Origin of the sequence: Streptomyces sp. NPDC048171 (assembly GCF_043202655.1) — a bacterium.
In the GTDB taxonomy this organism is placed as follows: domain Bacteria; phylum Actinomycetota; class Actinomycetes; order Streptomycetales; family Streptomycetaceae; genus Streptomyces.
This window is the reverse complement of record NZ_JBIDAU010000004.1, coordinates 489,986-505,628: the sequence shown is the minus strand read 5'-3', so window position 1 is coordinate 505,628 and position 15,643 is coordinate 489,986. Positions and strand designations below refer to the sequence as shown.

The 15,643-nt window shown below is 70.7% G+C and carries 14 protein-coding genes and 1 tRNA gene; 12 read left to right on the top strand and 3 right to left on the bottom strand.

Annotated elements, in window-relative coordinates; all coding sequences use genetic code 11:
- Positions 1–2: 2 nt before the first annotated feature.
- Positions 3–998 carry an SMI1/KNR4 family protein gene (locus ACGF3J_RS13950; RefSeq protein ID WP_161328293.1) on the bottom strand — a complete coding sequence of 332 codons (996 nt, stop codon included), beginning with the start codon at positions 996–998 and terminating at the stop codon, positions 3–5.
- A gap of 283 nt (positions 999–1,281) precedes the next feature.
- Between ACGF3J_RS13950 and ACGF3J_RS13945 the strand changes: the two genes are divergently transcribed.
- Together ACGF3J_RS13945 and ACGF3J_RS13940 are read left to right on the top strand one after the other, a co-directional pair.
- Positions 1,282–1,812, top strand: coding sequence for a YwqJ-related putative deaminase (locus tag ACGF3J_RS13945; RefSeq protein WP_161328292.1), 531 nt, complete (start codon positions 1,282–1,284; stop codon positions 1,810–1,812).
- A 62-nt stretch (positions 1,813–1,874) separates the two neighbouring features.
- Complete coding sequence (locus tag ACGF3J_RS13940) at positions 1,875–2,369, top strand: SUKH-3 domain-containing protein (protein ID WP_161328291.1); 495 nt, start codon at positions 1,875–1,877, stop codon at positions 2,367–2,369.
- A gap of 17 nt (positions 2,370–2,386) precedes the next feature.
- Here the strand turns inward: ACGF3J_RS13940 and ACGF3J_RS13935 are convergent, their stop codons facing one another.
- A complete protein-coding gene (locus tag ACGF3J_RS13935) occupies positions 2,387–3,694 on the bottom strand; it encodes a sensor histidine kinase (protein WP_161328290.1) in 1,308 nt (435 codons plus the stop codon).
- Between the two features lie 134 nt (positions 3,695–3,828).
- On the opposite strand from ACGF3J_RS13935, the gene ACGF3J_RS13930 reads away from it, so the two are divergent.
- The 7 genes from ACGF3J_RS13930 (at position 3,829) to ACGF3J_RS13900 (ending at position 9,575) form a co-directional block, all read left to right on the top strand.
- On the top strand, positions 3,829–4,701 hold the full coding sequence (locus ACGF3J_RS13930) for a hypothetical protein (protein ID WP_161328289.1): 873 nt from the start codon (positions 3,829–3,831) through the stop codon (positions 4,699–4,701).
- 6 nt (positions 4,702–4,707) lie between these two features.
- A tRNA-Gln gene (locus tag ACGF3J_RS13925) sits at positions 4,708–4,778 on the top strand.
- Between the two features lie 120 nt (positions 4,779–4,898).
- Positions 4,899–6,347, top strand: a complete 1,449-nt coding sequence (gene glmU / locus ACGF3J_RS13920) for a bifunctional UDP-N-acetylglucosamine diphosphorylase/glucosamine-1-phosphate N-acetyltransferase GlmU (protein ID WP_161328288.1) — start codon at positions 4,899–4,901, stop codon at positions 6,345–6,347.
- Between the two features lie 132 nt (positions 6,348–6,479).
- Positions 6,480–7,454: a ribose-phosphate diphosphokinase gene (locus ACGF3J_RS13915; protein ID WP_161328287.1), complete on the top strand. Its 975-nt coding sequence runs from the start codon at positions 6,480–6,482 to the stop codon at positions 7,452–7,454.
- Between the two features lie 251 nt (positions 7,455–7,705).
- On the top strand, positions 7,706–8,308 hold the full coding sequence (locus ACGF3J_RS13910; protein WP_161328286.1) for a 50S ribosomal protein L25/general stress protein Ctc: 603 nt from the start codon (positions 7,706–7,708) through the stop codon (positions 8,306–8,308).
- A gap of 102 nt (positions 8,309–8,410) precedes the next feature.
- Positions 8,411–9,013, top strand: a complete 603-nt coding sequence (gene pth, locus ACGF3J_RS13905) for an aminoacyl-tRNA hydrolase (protein ID WP_161328285.1) — start codon at positions 8,411–8,413, stop codon at positions 9,011–9,013.
- Positions 9,014–9,065: 52 nt separating this feature from the next.
- On the top strand, positions 9,066–9,575 hold the full coding sequence (locus tag ACGF3J_RS13900) for a hypothetical protein (RefSeq protein WP_202557959.1): 510 nt from the start codon (positions 9,066–9,068) through the stop codon (positions 9,573–9,575).
- Positions 9,576–9,652: 77 nt separating this feature from the next.
- On the opposite strand, the gene ppc is transcribed toward ACGF3J_RS13900, so the two are convergent.
- The gene (gene ppc / locus ACGF3J_RS13895) at positions 9,653–12,400 is read right to left on the bottom strand and encodes a phosphoenolpyruvate carboxylase (protein WP_161328283.1); all 2,748 of its coding nucleotides are present in this window, start codon (positions 12,398–12,400) and stop codon (positions 9,653–9,655) included.
- A 291-nt stretch (positions 12,401–12,691) separates the two neighbouring features.
- Here ppc and ACGF3J_RS13890 point away from each other — a divergent pair, with 291 nt between their 5' ends.
- The 3 genes from ACGF3J_RS13890 to ACGF3J_RS13880 all read left to right on the top strand — a co-directional run bounded on the left by ACGF3J_RS13890 (position 12,692) and on the right by ACGF3J_RS13880 (position 15,613).
- Positions 12,692–13,702 (top strand): fatty acid desaturase, encoded by a 1,011-nt coding sequence (locus ACGF3J_RS13890; protein WP_161328282.1) that lies wholly within the window; start codon positions 12,692–12,694, stop codon positions 13,700–13,702.
- Entirely contained in the window at positions 13,699–14,376 is a 678-nt protein-coding gene (locus ACGF3J_RS13885) for a TetR/AcrR family transcriptional regulator (RefSeq protein ID WP_161328281.1), read from the top strand. Before ACGF3J_RS13890 ends, ACGF3J_RS13885 begins: the two co-directional genes overlap by 4 nt.
- A gap of 61 nt (positions 14,377–14,437) precedes the next feature.
- Positions 14,438–15,613, top strand: coding sequence for a CaiB/BaiF CoA transferase family protein (locus tag ACGF3J_RS13880; protein ID WP_393854160.1), 1,176 nt, complete (start codon positions 14,438–14,440; stop codon positions 15,611–15,613).
- Positions 15,614–15,643: the final 30 nt, after the last annotated feature.

Genomic DNA, 15,643 nt, shown 5'->3' with positions numbered 1-15,643 from the left:
GCTCACTCCCCTACGGACGCCGGCGTCGCGGGCACCGCGTGCGCGAAACCGCCGTCCACCATCAGGTTCGCCACCGTCTCCAGCTCCGGCGGGGACCCCGCCAGCCGCGACAGGAACGCGTCGAAGTCCTCGCCGCAGGGCATCAGCAGCCGCTCCACCCGGTCCGCGGGCGGCACCGAGGGATCCACGTCCCGCACGTCGTCGTAGGCGCAGAACCACACCGAGCCGAGCCGGTCGCCCTTGACCTTCACCGCGAGCAGACCGCCCTGGACGAACGCGACACCCAGGTAGTCCTTGGTCAAGTGGTCCCGCAGGCACTTGTTGACATAGACCAGGTCGTTGACCGCCGCCTCCTCACGCACCGTGAAGAACGGCTGGTCGACCAGCAGCCCCAGCTCGGCGTCGAGCGCCGTGCCGACCGGCGCGCAGCCGCCCGCCGCCTTCAGGAACGACCGGTACGCGCCCGGCAGCCGGTAGCCGAGGTCCTCCTCGACCCCCTGCACCTGCTGCTCCGACACCGCGACGCCCGACTTCGGCAGCCCGAAGTGCGCCGGCCGCGTCTCCTGCAACGGCCTGGTGCCGCGCTTGCCCTGGTCCACGGTCGCCGTCGCGATGCCACCGTGATGCCGCAGCAACGCCTTCACCTCGACCGGCACCAGCTCCATCCGGCGCGAACCGGCCACGTGGTGCCACGTCCAGCCGTGCGGTGTCGCCACCGCGGGCACCGTGTCCCACAGCTCGTGCCCCGACGCGGACAGCGCCGCGTTGGCCGACACGTAGTCCGTCAGCCGCAACTCGTCGACGCCGAACCCCACGGGCGGCTCCGCGATCTCCGCCACCGCGCGGGCGTACGGCGAGAAGACGGGGTAACCGCCCTCGTCAACCCGTACTCCTCTCGGGTGACGGGCCGCCCGCACCGGATCCGGGAAATGCACGACCTGCCCGGCATAGGCCGCGTTCGGCGGCGCGGCTCGCTGCCCGAGCCGACCTGTAGTCATGGCGGTTGCCCCCTGCGGCGTCTGTCTGATCTGTCTGCACTGTCTGAACTGTCTGGCCACCGCACGCAATCGCGGTGCCGACAGCCTATGCGGTACGCCGAGAGGGGTCACCGGCACCGGACCCCGCACCCGACACGCCGGACCCCGCCACCGTGACCTGCCGTCACCCTCCCGTGACACACCGCCCATACCCGGGCGTGTCGCCACGCCCCAGCTTCCCCAGCAGCCACGGGATTTGGCAGTCTGTGACCTTCCGGGGGATGCTCAGGAGGGGAAGATGATCATGAGTGCGACACAGACGGGACCCGCCACCGGGCGACCCGACGACCCCCGCGGCGGCGACCCCCGCATCGGCTGGAGCAGCGCCGAGGCCCAGCACGCCCCCACCCTCCGGCACCGCCGCGACGGCATACTCCCCACCGTCGCCGCAGCCCTCTCCGTGCGCGGCACCACCCTCACCGGCACGGCCACCCGCGCCGACGCGCCGCCCGCCCTGCACCATCTCGTCCAGGACTTCCTCGACACCCTCACCAGCGGCCAACGAGACCGTTACACGGGCCGCTGCGCCGAGACGGTCCTCATCTCACGGCACCTGGCCACCGCCGACGCCACCCGCAGCAAACGCGCCGCACGAAAACCCATGACCAACGGCGAAGCCCGCAAAGCACTCAAACACGCCAAACTCACCACTCGCCGCATCCGCGAGGACGGCGACCCCCTCCACGGCAGCTTCGCCGCACCGTGCCGCGCCTGCACCGCCCTCAGCGCCCACTTCGGCGTCCGCGTCGTCGACCCCACGACGAGCGACGACTGACCCGCCGGCCACCGACGCCGAGGACCGAGCCGCCAGAGCCGACCGAAGAGAACCAAGGGCCGATGCAAGCCGACCGCACCTCCACCACCCGCTTCCCCGTCCCCGTCGACGCCGCACTGCGCGACGCCGGCTGGCAACCCGGACGCTGGGACATCAAACAGGCCGAGATCTGGGCCGACACCCTGCGCGAACACACCTCACCGGCCGGACACCGCCACACCGTCTTCCCCGCCGCAGTCGAGGCGTGGGCCGAATTCGGCGGCCTCCGCCTCACCCCCACGGGCCCCGGCCGGCAGATCGCCCCCGCCACCCTCCACCTCGACCCCCTGCACGGCCTCCACATGGCCCGCACCCTCGGCGACCTCGGCCGCGCACTCGACACCCAGACCTGCCCCCTCGGCACCGAGACCGACAGCCAGGCCCTCATCGCCATCGACACCGAGGGCCGCGTCTACGCCCTCGACCACACCGGCGACTGGTACCTCGGCCCCGACATCGACACCGCGCTCGCGGCGCTCGTCGCCGGCACCCAGCCGACCCGCCTCACCACCGGCTGACCCCACACGGCCACCCCCTAGGACGCCGGAATCACCGCCGACACCCGGAAACCCCCCGCGTCCGTCGGCCCCGACACGAACACGCCCCCGAGCGCCGCCACCCGCTCCTTCATCCCCACCAGCCCATTGCCACCCGACGGCAACCGCGCCGACGTCGCGGCCTCGGGCGGCGGCTCGTTCTCCACCTGCATCGCGATCTCCGACACCCGGTGCGCCAGCCGCACATACGTCTTCGCACCCGCAGCGTGCTTGTGCACGTTCGTCAGCGCCTCCTGCACCACCCGGAACGCCGTCGCCTCCACCTCCGCCGCGTACACCCGCTCCTCGCCCTCCACGGACAGATCGACGACCATCCCGGCCGCCTCCGACTGCCCGACCAACTCGTCCAGCTCGGACAGGCACGGCCCGTCCGACTCCCCCTCGTCCGCCGCCCGCGACGCCGCCGCGGCCGCCGCCACACCCACCGCCGCCAACGGCACCGACGCCCGCTCCGCACGGGCACCGTCCCCACCGCTGCGCAGCACGCCGAGCATCTCCCGCAGCTCCGTCAGCGCCTGCCGCCCCATGTCCCCCACGAGCGCGGCGTTCTTCACCGCCTTCTCCGGATCCTTCCGGGCCACCGCCTGCAACGCGGCCGCGTGCACCACCATCAGACTCACCCGGTGCGCCACCACGTCGTGCATCTCCCGCGCGATCCGCGTCCGCTCCTCGCCCCGGGCCCACTCCGCGCGCTCCTCCGCCCGCTCCGCGAGCAACTGGAGCTCCCGCTCCAGCGAGTCCGCCCGCTCCCGCAGGCTCTCCATCAACCGCCGCCGCTGCCCCACGTACAGGCCGAGCAGCAACGGCGGAGCGGTCAGCCCGAGCGACGTGGCGATCGACGCGAACGGCAGGAACCAGTCCCCCAGGTCCACCCCGTCCCGCGCCATGTCCTGCCGCAGCCGCACGAACGTCACGATCAACGTCCCCAGCAACGACATCCCGGCCAGCGACCCGATGATCCGCCGCGGCAGTTCCGAGGCCGCCAGCGTGTACAGGCCGACGACGCCCATCAGGAAGCCCATCTCGGCCGGCGTGACGGCGATCGCCACCAGCACCACCGCGATCGGCCACTTGCGCCGCACCACCAGCACCGAGCCGGCCAGCAGCCCGAAGACGACCCCCACCGCCAACGGAATCCCGGCGTCCCGCGCGAACGGGACCCCCTCCGCCGCGCACTCCAACGCGGACACGGCCCCGAGGCTCACATCGAGCACCGCGCCGCGCCGCCTGTCCCACCACCAAGGCCCACCCCGGGCCGGCACGTGGTCTTCCCCCGTCGTGGTCATGACTCCAGCCTACGGGCGCGACCCGCCCCATTTCCGGTGACTTTCGACAAACGATACGACGCGATATCCCTCGAACTGGTGAACCCTTCGCCATTCGGGGCCTGAGGCGAGGATTCCGGCCGGACGGTATGCCCATGGCACGTTCACAGCACAAGTACGCGGACTTCGAGGGCTTGCGGGAGCGGGCGGTGGCGCTGCGGCGCGAGGGGCTCAGTCGCCGCCAGATCCGCGATCGGCTGCACGTCGACAACAACGACATTCTCAACCGGCTCCTGGAGGGCGAGCCGCCGCCCGAATGGACGAAGCGCCCGAACGCGAAGGGCGACGTGCGGGAGCGGGCGCGTGAGCTACGGCTCCAGGGGTGGACGTACGACCAGATCCAGGTGGAGCTGGGGTGCAGCAAGGGCTCAATCTCGCTGTGGGTGCGGGACTTGCCGAAGCCGGAGCGCAGGCGGAGCCCCGAGGAAGCGGCGGCGATCGCCCGTCGGGGCTGGGAGGCGAAGCTCCGAGTACGCGAGGAAGAGCGGCAGCAGACCAGACGGCGAGCATCCGAGGAGGTGGGCATGATGAGCGACCGTGAACTCTTCGTCACAGGCGTGGCCCTCTACTGGGCGGAGGGCGCCAAGAGCAAGCCGTACTCACGCCGCGAACGCGTCAGCTTCGTCAACAGCGACCCGAATGTGATCTCTATATTCCTGACCTGGCTGAAGCTGCTGCAGGTGGACCCCGCCAGCCTCCGGTTTGCCGTGCAGATCCACGAGACTGCCGACGTGGCCGGAGCCGAGGCCTTCTGGGCCGACCACGTCGGCATCGTGACTGCCGACCTCATGAAGACCACCCTCAAACGGCACAACCCAATCACCAACCGCAAGAACACCGACCAGAGCTACCGGGGTTGCCTGCGCATCGACGTGCGAGGAGGGGCAGACCTGTACCGTCGCATCGAAGGCTGGTGGTACGGCATAGTAGGTGCTGCCGCCGCAGCCGATCTACCAAATCGGGCATAGCGGCTATCCCGGGTCGTCTAAGGGCAAGACGTCAGATTTTGGTTCTGATCATGGGGGTTCGAGTCCTCCCCCGGGAGCAGTTGCTCAGTTCGGGTCCTGACCGGCGAACGCCGATGTCAGGGCCCGCACTCATGCCCCCCTCAAACCGCCCCGGTATCCTGCGGATGTCCCCACCCCCAAAAGCCGAAGGGCATCCCGTGAGCGCCATTCGCCCGGCAGCCGTCGTCGTTCTCGCAGCGGGTGAGGGCACCCGTATGAAGTCGGCCACACCCAAGGTCCTGCACGAGCTGTGCGGCCGGTCCCTCGTGGGGCACGTGCTCGCCGCCTCAAGTGAGCTGGACCCGCAGAACCTGGTCGTCGTCGTCGGGCACGCCCGCGAGAAGGTCACCGCGCACCTCGCCGAGGTCGCCCCCGAGGTACGCACCGCCGTGCAGGAGCAGCAGAACGGCACCGGGCACGCGGTGCGGATGGGCCTGGAGGCGCTGGGCGGCGCCGTGGACGGGACCGTGGTCGTGGTCTGCGGCGACACCCCGCTGCTGACCGGCGAGACCCTCAAGGCCCTCGCCACCACGCACTCCGCCGACGGGAACGCCGTGACGGTGCTGACGGCCGAGGTGCCGGACGCGACGGGGTACGGCCGGATCGTGCGGGAGGAGGCGACCGGCGCCGTCACCGCGATCGTGGAGCACAAGGACGCGTCCGAGGCGCAGCGGGCGATCCGGGAGATCAACTCGGGTGTCTTCGCGTTCGACGGGCGGCTGCTCGCCGACGCGCTGGGGAAGGTGCGGACGGACAACAGCCAGGGTGAGGAGTACCTGACGGACGTCCTCGGGATCCTGCGCGAGGCCGGGCACCGGGTGGGCGCCTCGGTGGCCGGTGACCACCGGGAGATCGCGGGGATCAACAACCGCGTGCAGCTCGCCGAGGCCCGGCGGATCCTCAACGACCGGCTGCTGACGCGGGCGATGCTGGCCGGCGTGACGGTCGTCGACCCGGCGAGCACGTGGGTCGACGTGACGGTGACGTTCGAGCAGGACGTCGTCGTCCACCCGGGTACGCAGCTGCACGGTGCGACGCATCTGGCCGAGGGCGCCGAGGTGGGGCCGAACTCGCGGCTCACGGACACCCGGGTCGGGGCGGGGGCGCGGGTGGACAACACCGTCTCCTACAACGCGGACGTGGGTCCGCAGGCGTCGGTCGGTCCGTTCGCGTATCTGCGGCCGGGGACCCGTCTCGGTCTCAAGTCGAAGGTGGGTACGTACGTCGAGACGAAGAACGCGTCGGTCGGCGAGGGGACGAAGATCCCGCACCTGTCGTACGTGGGTGACGCGACGATCGGTGAGTACACCAACATCGGTGCCGCGAGTGTGTTCGTGAACTACGACGGGCAGGACAAGCACCACACGACCGTCGGCTCGCACTGCCGTACCGGTTCGGACAACATGTTTGTGGCTCCTGTCACGGTCGGGGACGGTTCCTACACCGCCGCCGGCTCGGTGATCACGAAGGACGTGCCGCCCGGTTCGCTGGCCGTGGCCCGCGGCCAGCAGCGGAATATCGAGGGCTGGGTGGCCCGGAAGCGTCCGGGGAGCGCGGCGGCGAAGGCGGCTGAGGCGGTCTCCCGGGAGGCGGGAAGCGAAGACTGACCGGAAACCGGCGCGTCGAACACGGCGTACCGTGATAAGTGCACATCCGCACCCCACCAGCTGAGACGCCCCCGCGGCCAGTCGGGAGAGCGCCCGTGACGCTCAGCTGCGAACCTCTGAGGAGACAGTGCTGTGACCGGGATCAAGACGACCGGCGAGAAGAAACTGATGTTCTTCTCCGGCCGCGCCCACCCCGAGCTTGCCGAGGAGATCGCCCACCAGCTGGGTATCGGGGTCGTCCCGACTAAGGCCTTCGACTTCGCCAACGGTGAGATCTATGTGCGTTATCAGGAGTCGGCGCGTGGTGCGGACTGTTTCCTGATCCAGAGCCACACGGCCCCGATCAACAAGTGGGTCATGGAGCAGCTGATCATGATCGACGCGCTGAAGCGCGCGTCGGCCCGCTCCATCACGGTCATCGTGCCGTTCTACGGTTACGCGCGGCAGGACAAGAAGCACCGTGGACGTGAACCGATCTCGGCGCGTCTGATCGCGGACCTGATGAAGACCGCGGGTGCGGACCGGATTCTTGCCGTGGATCTGCACACGGACCAGATCCAGGGGTTCTTCGACGGCCCGGTGGACCACCTGTTCGCGCTGCCGCTGCTCGCGGACTACGTGGGCGCGAAGGTGGACCGTTCGAAGCTGACGGTGGTGTCTCCGGACGCGGGCCGGGTGCGGGTGGCGGACCGCTGGTGCGACCGTCTGGGTGCGCCGCTGGCGATCGTGCACAAGCGGCGTGACAAGGACGTGGCGAACCAGGTCACGGTGCACGAGGTCGTGGGTGACGTGGAGGGGCGCATCTGTGTCCTGGTCGACGACATGATCGACACCGGTGGCACCATCTGCGCCGCGGCGGACGCCCTGTTCGCGCATGGTGCGGAGGACGTCATCGTGACCGCGACGCACGGTGTGCTGTCGGGTCCGGCGGCGGACCGGCTGAAGAACTCGAAGGTGAGTGAGTTCGTGTTCACGGACACGCTGCCCACGCCGAACGAGCTGGAGCTGGACAAGATCACGGTGCTGTCGATCGCGCCGACCATCGCGCGCGCGGTGCGCGAGGTGTTCGAGGACGGTTCGGTGACGAGCCTCTTCGACGAGCTGTGAGTTCGACGAGCTGTTAGTTCGGCGAACTGTGGGTTTCGGCGAGCTGTGAGCGTCGTGCAGTAACCGTTCTGCACAGCGCGTAGAGATCGTTTTGGGTACGGCCTCCCCCTCCGAGTAGACTGCTGAAGTTGCTCGGCGAGGGAGGCCGTACCCGTGTCGCGGGTTCGGTTGTCCGTTATCGACGCGCTCTTCGTAGCAGGCCGTTCGTGGCCGGGTGACCACGTCCGTTTCTACCTCTACGAGGAGTGATCATGTCCGAGGTGAAGATCTCCGCGGGTACGCGCACCGAGTTCGGCAAGGGTGCCGCCCGTCGTATCCGTCGCGACGACAAGGTTCCCGGCGTTCTGTACGGCCACGGTTCCGACCCGCTGCACCTGACCCTGCCGGGCCACGAGCTGCTGATGGCGCTGCGTACGCCGAACGTCCTGATCGCGCTGGACATCGACGGCAAGACCAACGAGCTGGCGATCCCGAAGTCCGTGCAGCGTGACCCGATCAAGGGCTTCCTCGAGCACGTCGACCTGCTGCTCGTGAAGCGCGGCGAGAAGGTCGAGGTCACGGTTCCGGTGCAGGCCGAGGGCGAGCTGGCCCCGGGCAACTTCCTGCTGGAGTACGTCCTGGACGCGCTGCCGGTCGAGGCCGAGGCCACGCACATCCCCGAGCAGGTCACCGTGTCGGTGGAGGGTCTGGAGGCCGGTGCCTCCATCCACGCCAAGGACATCAAGCTGCCGTCCGGTGTGAAGCTGACCGTCGACGAGGACGCCGTCGTGCTGCAGGTCCTGGCCGCGCAGGCCGAGGAGCCCGCCGCCGAGGGCGAGGGTGAGACCGAGGGCGAAGAGGCCGCCGAGGCCTGATCGTCCCCCGGGTCCTGGCGGGCCTGGGTCATCATGTGGTCGGCCGCTGTTCCCGTGCGGAGCAGCGGCCGACGCGTATGTGCGGACGGGTAGCGAGGAGACATGGACGTGACGACGGACGCGAGTGCGCCCTGGCTGATCGCCGGCCTGGGCAATCCGGGCCCCGAGTACGCCGCGAACCGGCACAACGTCGGCTTCATGGTGGCGGATCTGCTGGCGGACCGGATGGGTGCGCGGTTCAAACGGCACGGCAAGGCGCAGGCCCAGGTGGTCGAGGGGCGGATCGGCCCGCCCGGACCGGTGGGCCGGCGGGTGATCCTGGCGAAGCCGATGTCGTTCATGAACGTGTCGGGCGGCCCGGTGACGGCGCTGGCGGACTTCTACAAGGTTCCGCTCGCCCACATCGTGGCGGTGCACGACGAGTTGGACATCGACTACGGCGTGCTGCGGCTGAAGCTGGGCGGCGGGGACAACGGGCACAACGGGCTGAAGTCGATCACGAAGGCGCTGGGCCGGGAGTACCACCGGGTGCGGTTCGGGATCGGGCGGCCGCCCGGGCGGATGCAGGTGGCGGACTTCGTGCTGCGCGACTTCGCGTCGGCGGAGCGCAAGGAGCTGGACTACTTCGTGGACCGGGCGGCGGACGCGGTGGAGGCTCTGGTCATCGAGGGGCTGGAGCGGGCGCAGAGCGCGTACAACTCCTGACTTGTCCGTTGATGGCGCGCGGGCGAGTTGACCGACCGCTCAGGTATGGCCAATGATCCCGGCCATGCCTGCCTCCGCCGCCGCCCCTCGTCCCCGTCAGGCTTCGTACGTTCTGCTGCAATTCGGCCGGATCGCGGCGATGGGCACGGTCGCGGCGCTGATCCTGATCGCGGGTGTGTGGGCGTCCTGGGGCACGGCGCAGCACGTGCTGCTGACCAAGGGCCGGGAGCAGGGCACGGTCGAGGTGGCGCGGTGCGGTGGCGGTTCGTGCAGCGGGCCGTACGCGCCGGTGTCGGCGGGGTCCCGGGAGCGGGAGCGGGTCGTGCTGGAGGACTCGGTCGCCGTGGCCGAGGGGCGGACGTACTCGGTGGTGGTGAAGCCGGGGAGCGACGAGGTGGTGCGTTCCGGTCCGGCGGGGGTGCTGTACGCGTGGGTGCCGCTGGGCGGGGCGCTGCTGCTGGCGTCGGTGGTGGTGGCCGGAGGGCTGCGGCGGACGCGGACGGCGTGGGCGATGGCCGGGGCGGGTGTGGCGCTGCTGACGGCGGCGTTCTTCGCGGTGTGAGTTTCCCGCGTACGGCATGGCGGTGCCCCCGGGCTCCTGGTGAGCGCGGGGGCACCGTCCTGTGTACGGGGCTGCGGTCAGCCGGTGTTGCGCAGGCCCGCCGCCACGCCGTTGACGGTGAGGAGCAGGGCGCGGGCGAGGAGCGGGTCGGGGTCCGTGCCGGCGGCGGCCGCCTCGCGCTGGCGGCCGAGGAGGGCGACCTGGAGGTAGGAGATGGGGTCCAGGTAGGCGTCGCGGATGCTGAACGTCTGCTTGAGGACCGGGTCGGCGTCCAGCAGTTCGGTCTCGCCGGTGACGCGCAGGACCTCGGTGACGGTCAGCTCGTGCTCGGCCTTGATGGCGTCGAAGACGTGCTTCAGCTCGTCGGGGACGAGGGTGTCGACGTAGTGCTGCGCGATCCGCAGGTCGGTCTTGGCGAGGGTCATCTCGACGTTGGAGATGAAGTTGCGGAAGAAGTGCCAGTGCTGGTGCATCTCCGCGAGGACGGCGTCCCCCTCCTGGCGCACGCCCGCCTCGCGCAGCGCCTTGAGGCCGGAGCCGACGCCGAACCAGCCGGGGACGATCTGCCGCGACTGGGTCCAGCCGAACACCCACGGGATGGCCCGCAGTCCGTCGAGCGAGACGCCCGAGCCGGGGCGGCGCGAGGGCCGCGAGCCCAGGTGCAGGTCGGCGAGCTGGTCGACCGGCGTGGAGGCCAGGAAGTACGCGGGCAGGTCGGGGTCCTCGACGAGTGACCGGTACGCGGTGTGGGCGGCGTCGGAGACGACGTCCATGGCGGCGTCCCAGCGGGCGAGGGCCTCGTCGGACTGGCGGGGCGCGGTGTGCAGCGCGGACGCCTGGAGGGTGGCCGCGACGGTCAGTTCCAGGTTCTCCCTGGCCAGCGACGGGATGAGGTACTTGTCGGAGATGACCTCGCCCTGCTCGGTGACCTTGATCTCGCCTTCCAGGGTGCCCCAGGGCTGGGCGAGGATCGCGTCGTGGGTGGGGCCGCCGCCGCGGCCGACGGTACCGCCGCGGCCGTGGAAGAGGCGCAGCCGTACGCCGTGGCGGTGGGCGACGTCGCGCAGGCGGCGCTGGGCGCGGTGGATCTCCCACTGCGAGGTGGTGATGCCGCCGAACTTGGAGGAGTCGGAGTAGCCGAGCATGACCTCCTGGACGTCCCCGCGCAGCGCGACAAGGCGCCGGTAGGAGGGGTCGGCGAGGAGGTCCTCCAGGATGGTGTCGGCGGCCTTCAGCTCGTCGGTGGTCTCCAGGAGCGGCACGATGCCGATCTTCGCCCAGCCGGCGTGCAGGTCGATCAGGCCGGCCTCGCGGGCCAGCACGGCGGCGGCGAAGACGTCGTCGGCGCCCTGGCACATCGAGATGATGTAGGACTCGATGACCTCGGGGCCGAAGACCTCCAGGGCGCGCCGGACCGTCTGGAAGACGCCGAGGGTCTTCTCGCCCGGCGCGTCGACGGGCGCCGGGGTGGGCGCGAGCGGACGCCGGGAGCGTAGCTCCTTGGCGAGGAGCTTGGCGCGGTACTCGCGGGGCATGTCGGCGTAGCGCCAGGACTCCTCGCCGAGCCGGTCGAAGAGCTGGCCGAGCGCGTGGTGGTGGGCGTCGGCGTGTTCGCGGACGTCCAGGGTGGCCAGCTGGAGGCCGAAGGCGGCCAGGGTGCGGATGGTGCGGGCCAGGCGGCCGTCGGCGAAGAGGCCGCCGCGGTGCTCGCGCAGGGAGGCCTGGATGACGCGGAGGTCGTCGAGGAGTTCGGCGGTGCCGAGGTAGTCGCGGCCGTCCTCGTGGGAGGTGCCCTTGGCGAGGCGCTGCTTGGTGTTCTCCAGCTTCTGCCGGATGCAGGTGGCCTTGAGCCGGTAGGGCTCCTCGGCGTTGAGGCGCTTGTAGCGGGGGCTGATCTCGGGGAGCCGGTCGAGGTCGGCCTGGAGGGAGGCGAGCAGCTCCTCCGTCGCTCCGGCGTAGCGGATCGAGTTGGAGAGGAAGCCGCGCAGCTCGTCGATCATTTCCAGGGCGTCGTTGATGCCGTGCTCGTGCTGGAGGATGAGGACGTCCCAGGTGACCTGGGGGGTGACGTTGGGGTTGCCGTCGCGGTCGCCGCCGATCCAGCTGCCGAAGGTGAGCGGGCGGGTGTCGTCGGGGAGCTTGACGCCGGCCCGCTCCAGCTCCGCGGTCAGGTCCTCCAGGACGTCGCCGACGGCGCCCGCGTGCAGCTCGTCGAGGTAGTAGATGGCGTTGCGGGCCTCGTCGGCGGGCTCGGGGCGGACGACGCGGAGTTCGTCGGTCTGCCACACGAGGTCGATGTTCTCGGCGAGGCGGGTGTCCAGGCGGCGCCGGTCGGACTCGATGACCGGGGTGTCCAGGAGGGCGGCGATGCGGCGCAGCTTGTTGAGGACGGAGCGGCGCGCGGCCTCGGTGGGGTGCGCGGTGAAGACGGGGCGCACGTTGAGGTTGCGGACGGTCTCCTGGAGGTGCTCCGGGTCGGCGTCCTTGAGGCGGTCGGCCGTGCGGGCGAGCAGTCCGCCCTCGGCGGCGCGCTTGGCGCCCAGCTCACGGCCTCGGTGCACCTGCTCGGTGACATTGGCGAGGTGGAAGTAGGTGGAGAAGGCGCGGACCAGCTTGGCCGCGGTCTCCAGTTCGGTGCCGCGCAGCAGTTCGGCTGCGGCCTCGCCGTCCTCTCGGGTGAGTCGGCGCACCTTCTCGACGAGTTCCAGCAGCTCGGGGCCTTCCTGCCTCACGAGGGTCTCTCCGAGGAGGTCGCCCAGCCGGCGGATGTCGGCTCGCAGTTCGCTGCTGGTCGTCGTGGTGGTCTGGTCGTCGGCACTGCTCACAGGTGCGGCTCCTTGCAGTGTTGAAGCTCGTCTGGGAGGGAACCCGGACGGCGTCTCGCGCGGCGGGCGCCGCTTACGGGCCGGACGTCCGGGAATTATTCAGAGCGGACCGCGCTGTCCGACCGACTCCCAGGATAGGTGTCGGCCCGGACGCGCAGGTTCTCGGGCTCTTGCCGCGCGGCAACGCACTGCCATACTTACGTCGCCGTAGGTTACGGAACCGTAGGAAAAGTGTGCATGGTTCCCGAGGCCCGGCACCGGACACCACCCTCGACCCCCCAGGGGACGCGCATGACCACGAGTTCCGATGTGATCCAAGACGGTTCGCAGCCCTCCGGCGACGCCGCCGCGTCGTCCGCCACGCTGGGCGGTGAGCAGAAGCGGTCGATCGAGCAGATCACCCTGCTGCTGTTCATCGCCGTCCCGTTCCTCGCGCTGGTGGCGGCGGTGCCACTCGCGTGGGGGTGGGGCGTGAGCTGGCTGGACCTGGGTCTGCTGGTCTTCTTCTACTTCCTCGGCTGCCACGGCATCACGATCGGCTTCCACCGTCACTTCACCCACGGCTCCTTCAAGGCGAAGCGGCCCCTGAAGATCGCGTTGGCGATCGCGGGCTCGATGGCGGTCGAGGGGCCGCTGGTCCGCTGGGTGGCCGACCACCGCAAGCACCACAAGTTCTCCGACGACGAGGGCGACCCGCACTCCCCGTGGCGGTACGGGGAGACGGTGCCGGCCCTGATGAAGGGCCTGTGGTGGGCCCACATCGCATGGATGTTCGACGAGGAGCAGACGTCGCAGGAGAAGTACGCGCCGGACCTGATCAAGGACCCCGCGCTGCGCGCGATCTCCCGCCAGTTCGTGCTGTGGACGCTGCTGTCGCTGGCCCTGCCCGCGCTGATCGGCGGGCTGGTCACGATGTCGTGGTGGGGAGCGTTCACCGGGTTCTTCTGGGGTTCACTCGTCCGGGTGGCGCTGCTGCATCACGTGACGTGGTCGATCAACTCGATCTGCCACGCGGTGGGCAAGCGCCCCTTCAAGTCGCGGGACCGCTCGGGCAACGTGTGGTGGCTGGCGATCCTGTCCTGCGGCGAGTCCTGGCACAACCTGCACCACGCCGACCCCACCTCGGCCCGGCACGGCGTCATGCGCGGCCAGCTCGACTCGTCGGCCCGGCTGATCCGCTGGTTCGAGGCGTTCGGCTGGGCGTACGACGTGCGCTGGCCGTCACGCTCGCGTATCGATTCGCGCCGCAACACGGAGCAGGACGGCGCCCGCCGCCGTAAGGAGACGGCGAAGGCTGCATGATTGACGGCGTGGCGACCGACTCCAGCAGCACCCCAAGCAACGAGAAGCCCCGGCGCGCGCGTCGCACCCGGATGACCGGTGCCGAGCGCCGCCAGCAGTTGCTGGAGATCGGTCGCACCCTCTTCGCCGCGAAGGGATTCGAGGGCACGTCGGTGGAGGAGATCGCGGCGAAGGCCGGGGTCTCCAAGCCGGTGGTGTACGAGCACTTCGGCGGCAAGGAGGGGCTGTACGCGGTGGTCGTGGACCGCGAGATGCGCCGGCTGCTCGACATGGTGACCGGCTCACTGACCGCCGGGCATCCGCGCGAGCTGTGCGAGCAGGCGGCGTTCGCGCTCCTGGACTACATCGAGGAGTACACGGACGGTTTCCGCATCCTGGTGCGCGACTCCCCCATCCCGCAGTCGACGGGTTCCTTCGCCTCGCTCATCTCCGACATCGCCACTCAGGTGGAGGACATCCTGGGCCGCGAGTTCAAGAACCGCGGCTTCGACGCCAAGCTGGCCCCGCTGTACGCGCAGGCGCTGGTCGGCATGGTGGCGCTGACCGGCCAGTGGTGGCTGGACGTGCGCAGGCCGAAGAAGGCGGAGGTGGCCGCCCACCTGGTGAACCTGGCCTGGCACGGCCTGGACGGCCTGGAGCCCAAGCCCCGGCTCATAGGGCACCGCAAGAGCTGAGTCACGGCCACCGGCACCGGAGAGAACCTGGGTCACGGCCACGGCACCGGAGAGAACACAGATGCAGCCGCTGCGCGGAGTCACCGTCGTCGCGCTCGAACAGGCGATCGCCGCACCCTACGCGAGCCGTCAGCTCGCCGACCTCGGCGCCCGGGTGATCAAGGTGGAGCGCCCCGGCACGGGGGACTTCGCCCGCGCCTACGACTCCCGGGTGAAGGGGCTCAGCTCGCACTTCGTGTGGGCCAACCGCGGCAAGGAGTCCCTCACCCTGGACATCAAGGACCCCCGCGGCAAGGACGTACTGCTCCGGCTGATCGCGGGCGCCGACGTGTTCCTCCAGAACCTGGCTCCGGGGGCGGCGGCACGGGCGGGTCTGGGCGCCGAGGAGCTGCGGGCGCTCCACCCGGAGCTGATCGTGTGCGACATCTCGGGCTACGGCGGCCCGGGGCCCTACGAGGGGCGCAAGGCGTACGACCTGCTGGTGCAGTCCGAGGCGGGGCTGCTCTCCGTCACGGGCACGCCGGACGAGATGGCCAAGGTGGGCATCCCGGTGTCGGACATCGCGGCGGGCACGCACGCCTACAGCTCGATCCTGGCGGCGCTGCTGGAACGCGGGCGGACCGGCCGGGGCACGCACCTGGACGTGTCGATGCTGGAAGCCACCGTGGAGTGGATGGGCTTCCCCCTGTACTACGCGTACGACGGCGGAGAGCCGCCGCCCCGGGCGGGTGCCGCGCACGCGACCATCCACCCGTACGGCCCGTACACGGCGGGCGACGGGAAGACCGTCATGATGGCGGTGCAGAACGAGCGGGAGTGGCGCGGCTTCTGCACGGTCTTCCTGAACCGCCCGGAGCTGGCCGACCACCCGCACTACGCCACCAACGCGGACCGCAACACGCACCGCGAGGCGCTCGGCGCGATCGTCGCGGCCCGTTTCGCGGAGCTGACCGGCGCGGAGGCGATCGAGCTGCTCGGCGCGGTGCCGGTGGCCAACGCGCGGGTCAACACGCTCGCCGAGGTCTGGGAGCACCCGCAGCTCGCCGCGCGCGGGCGCCGGCACGAGGTCGCGACACCGGCCGGTCCGGTTCCGGCACTGGCTCCGCCGGGCCCGACCGGGGACGCGCCCCGCATGGACGCCGTACCGGCGCTGGGCGAGCACACCCGCGCCATCCTGGGCGAGCTGGGCCTGTCCGGCGACGCCGTCGACGCGCTGGTCGAGGAGGGCGTGGCGTGACTCGGTCGGGGCGCCCGGGGAGCGCGTCCG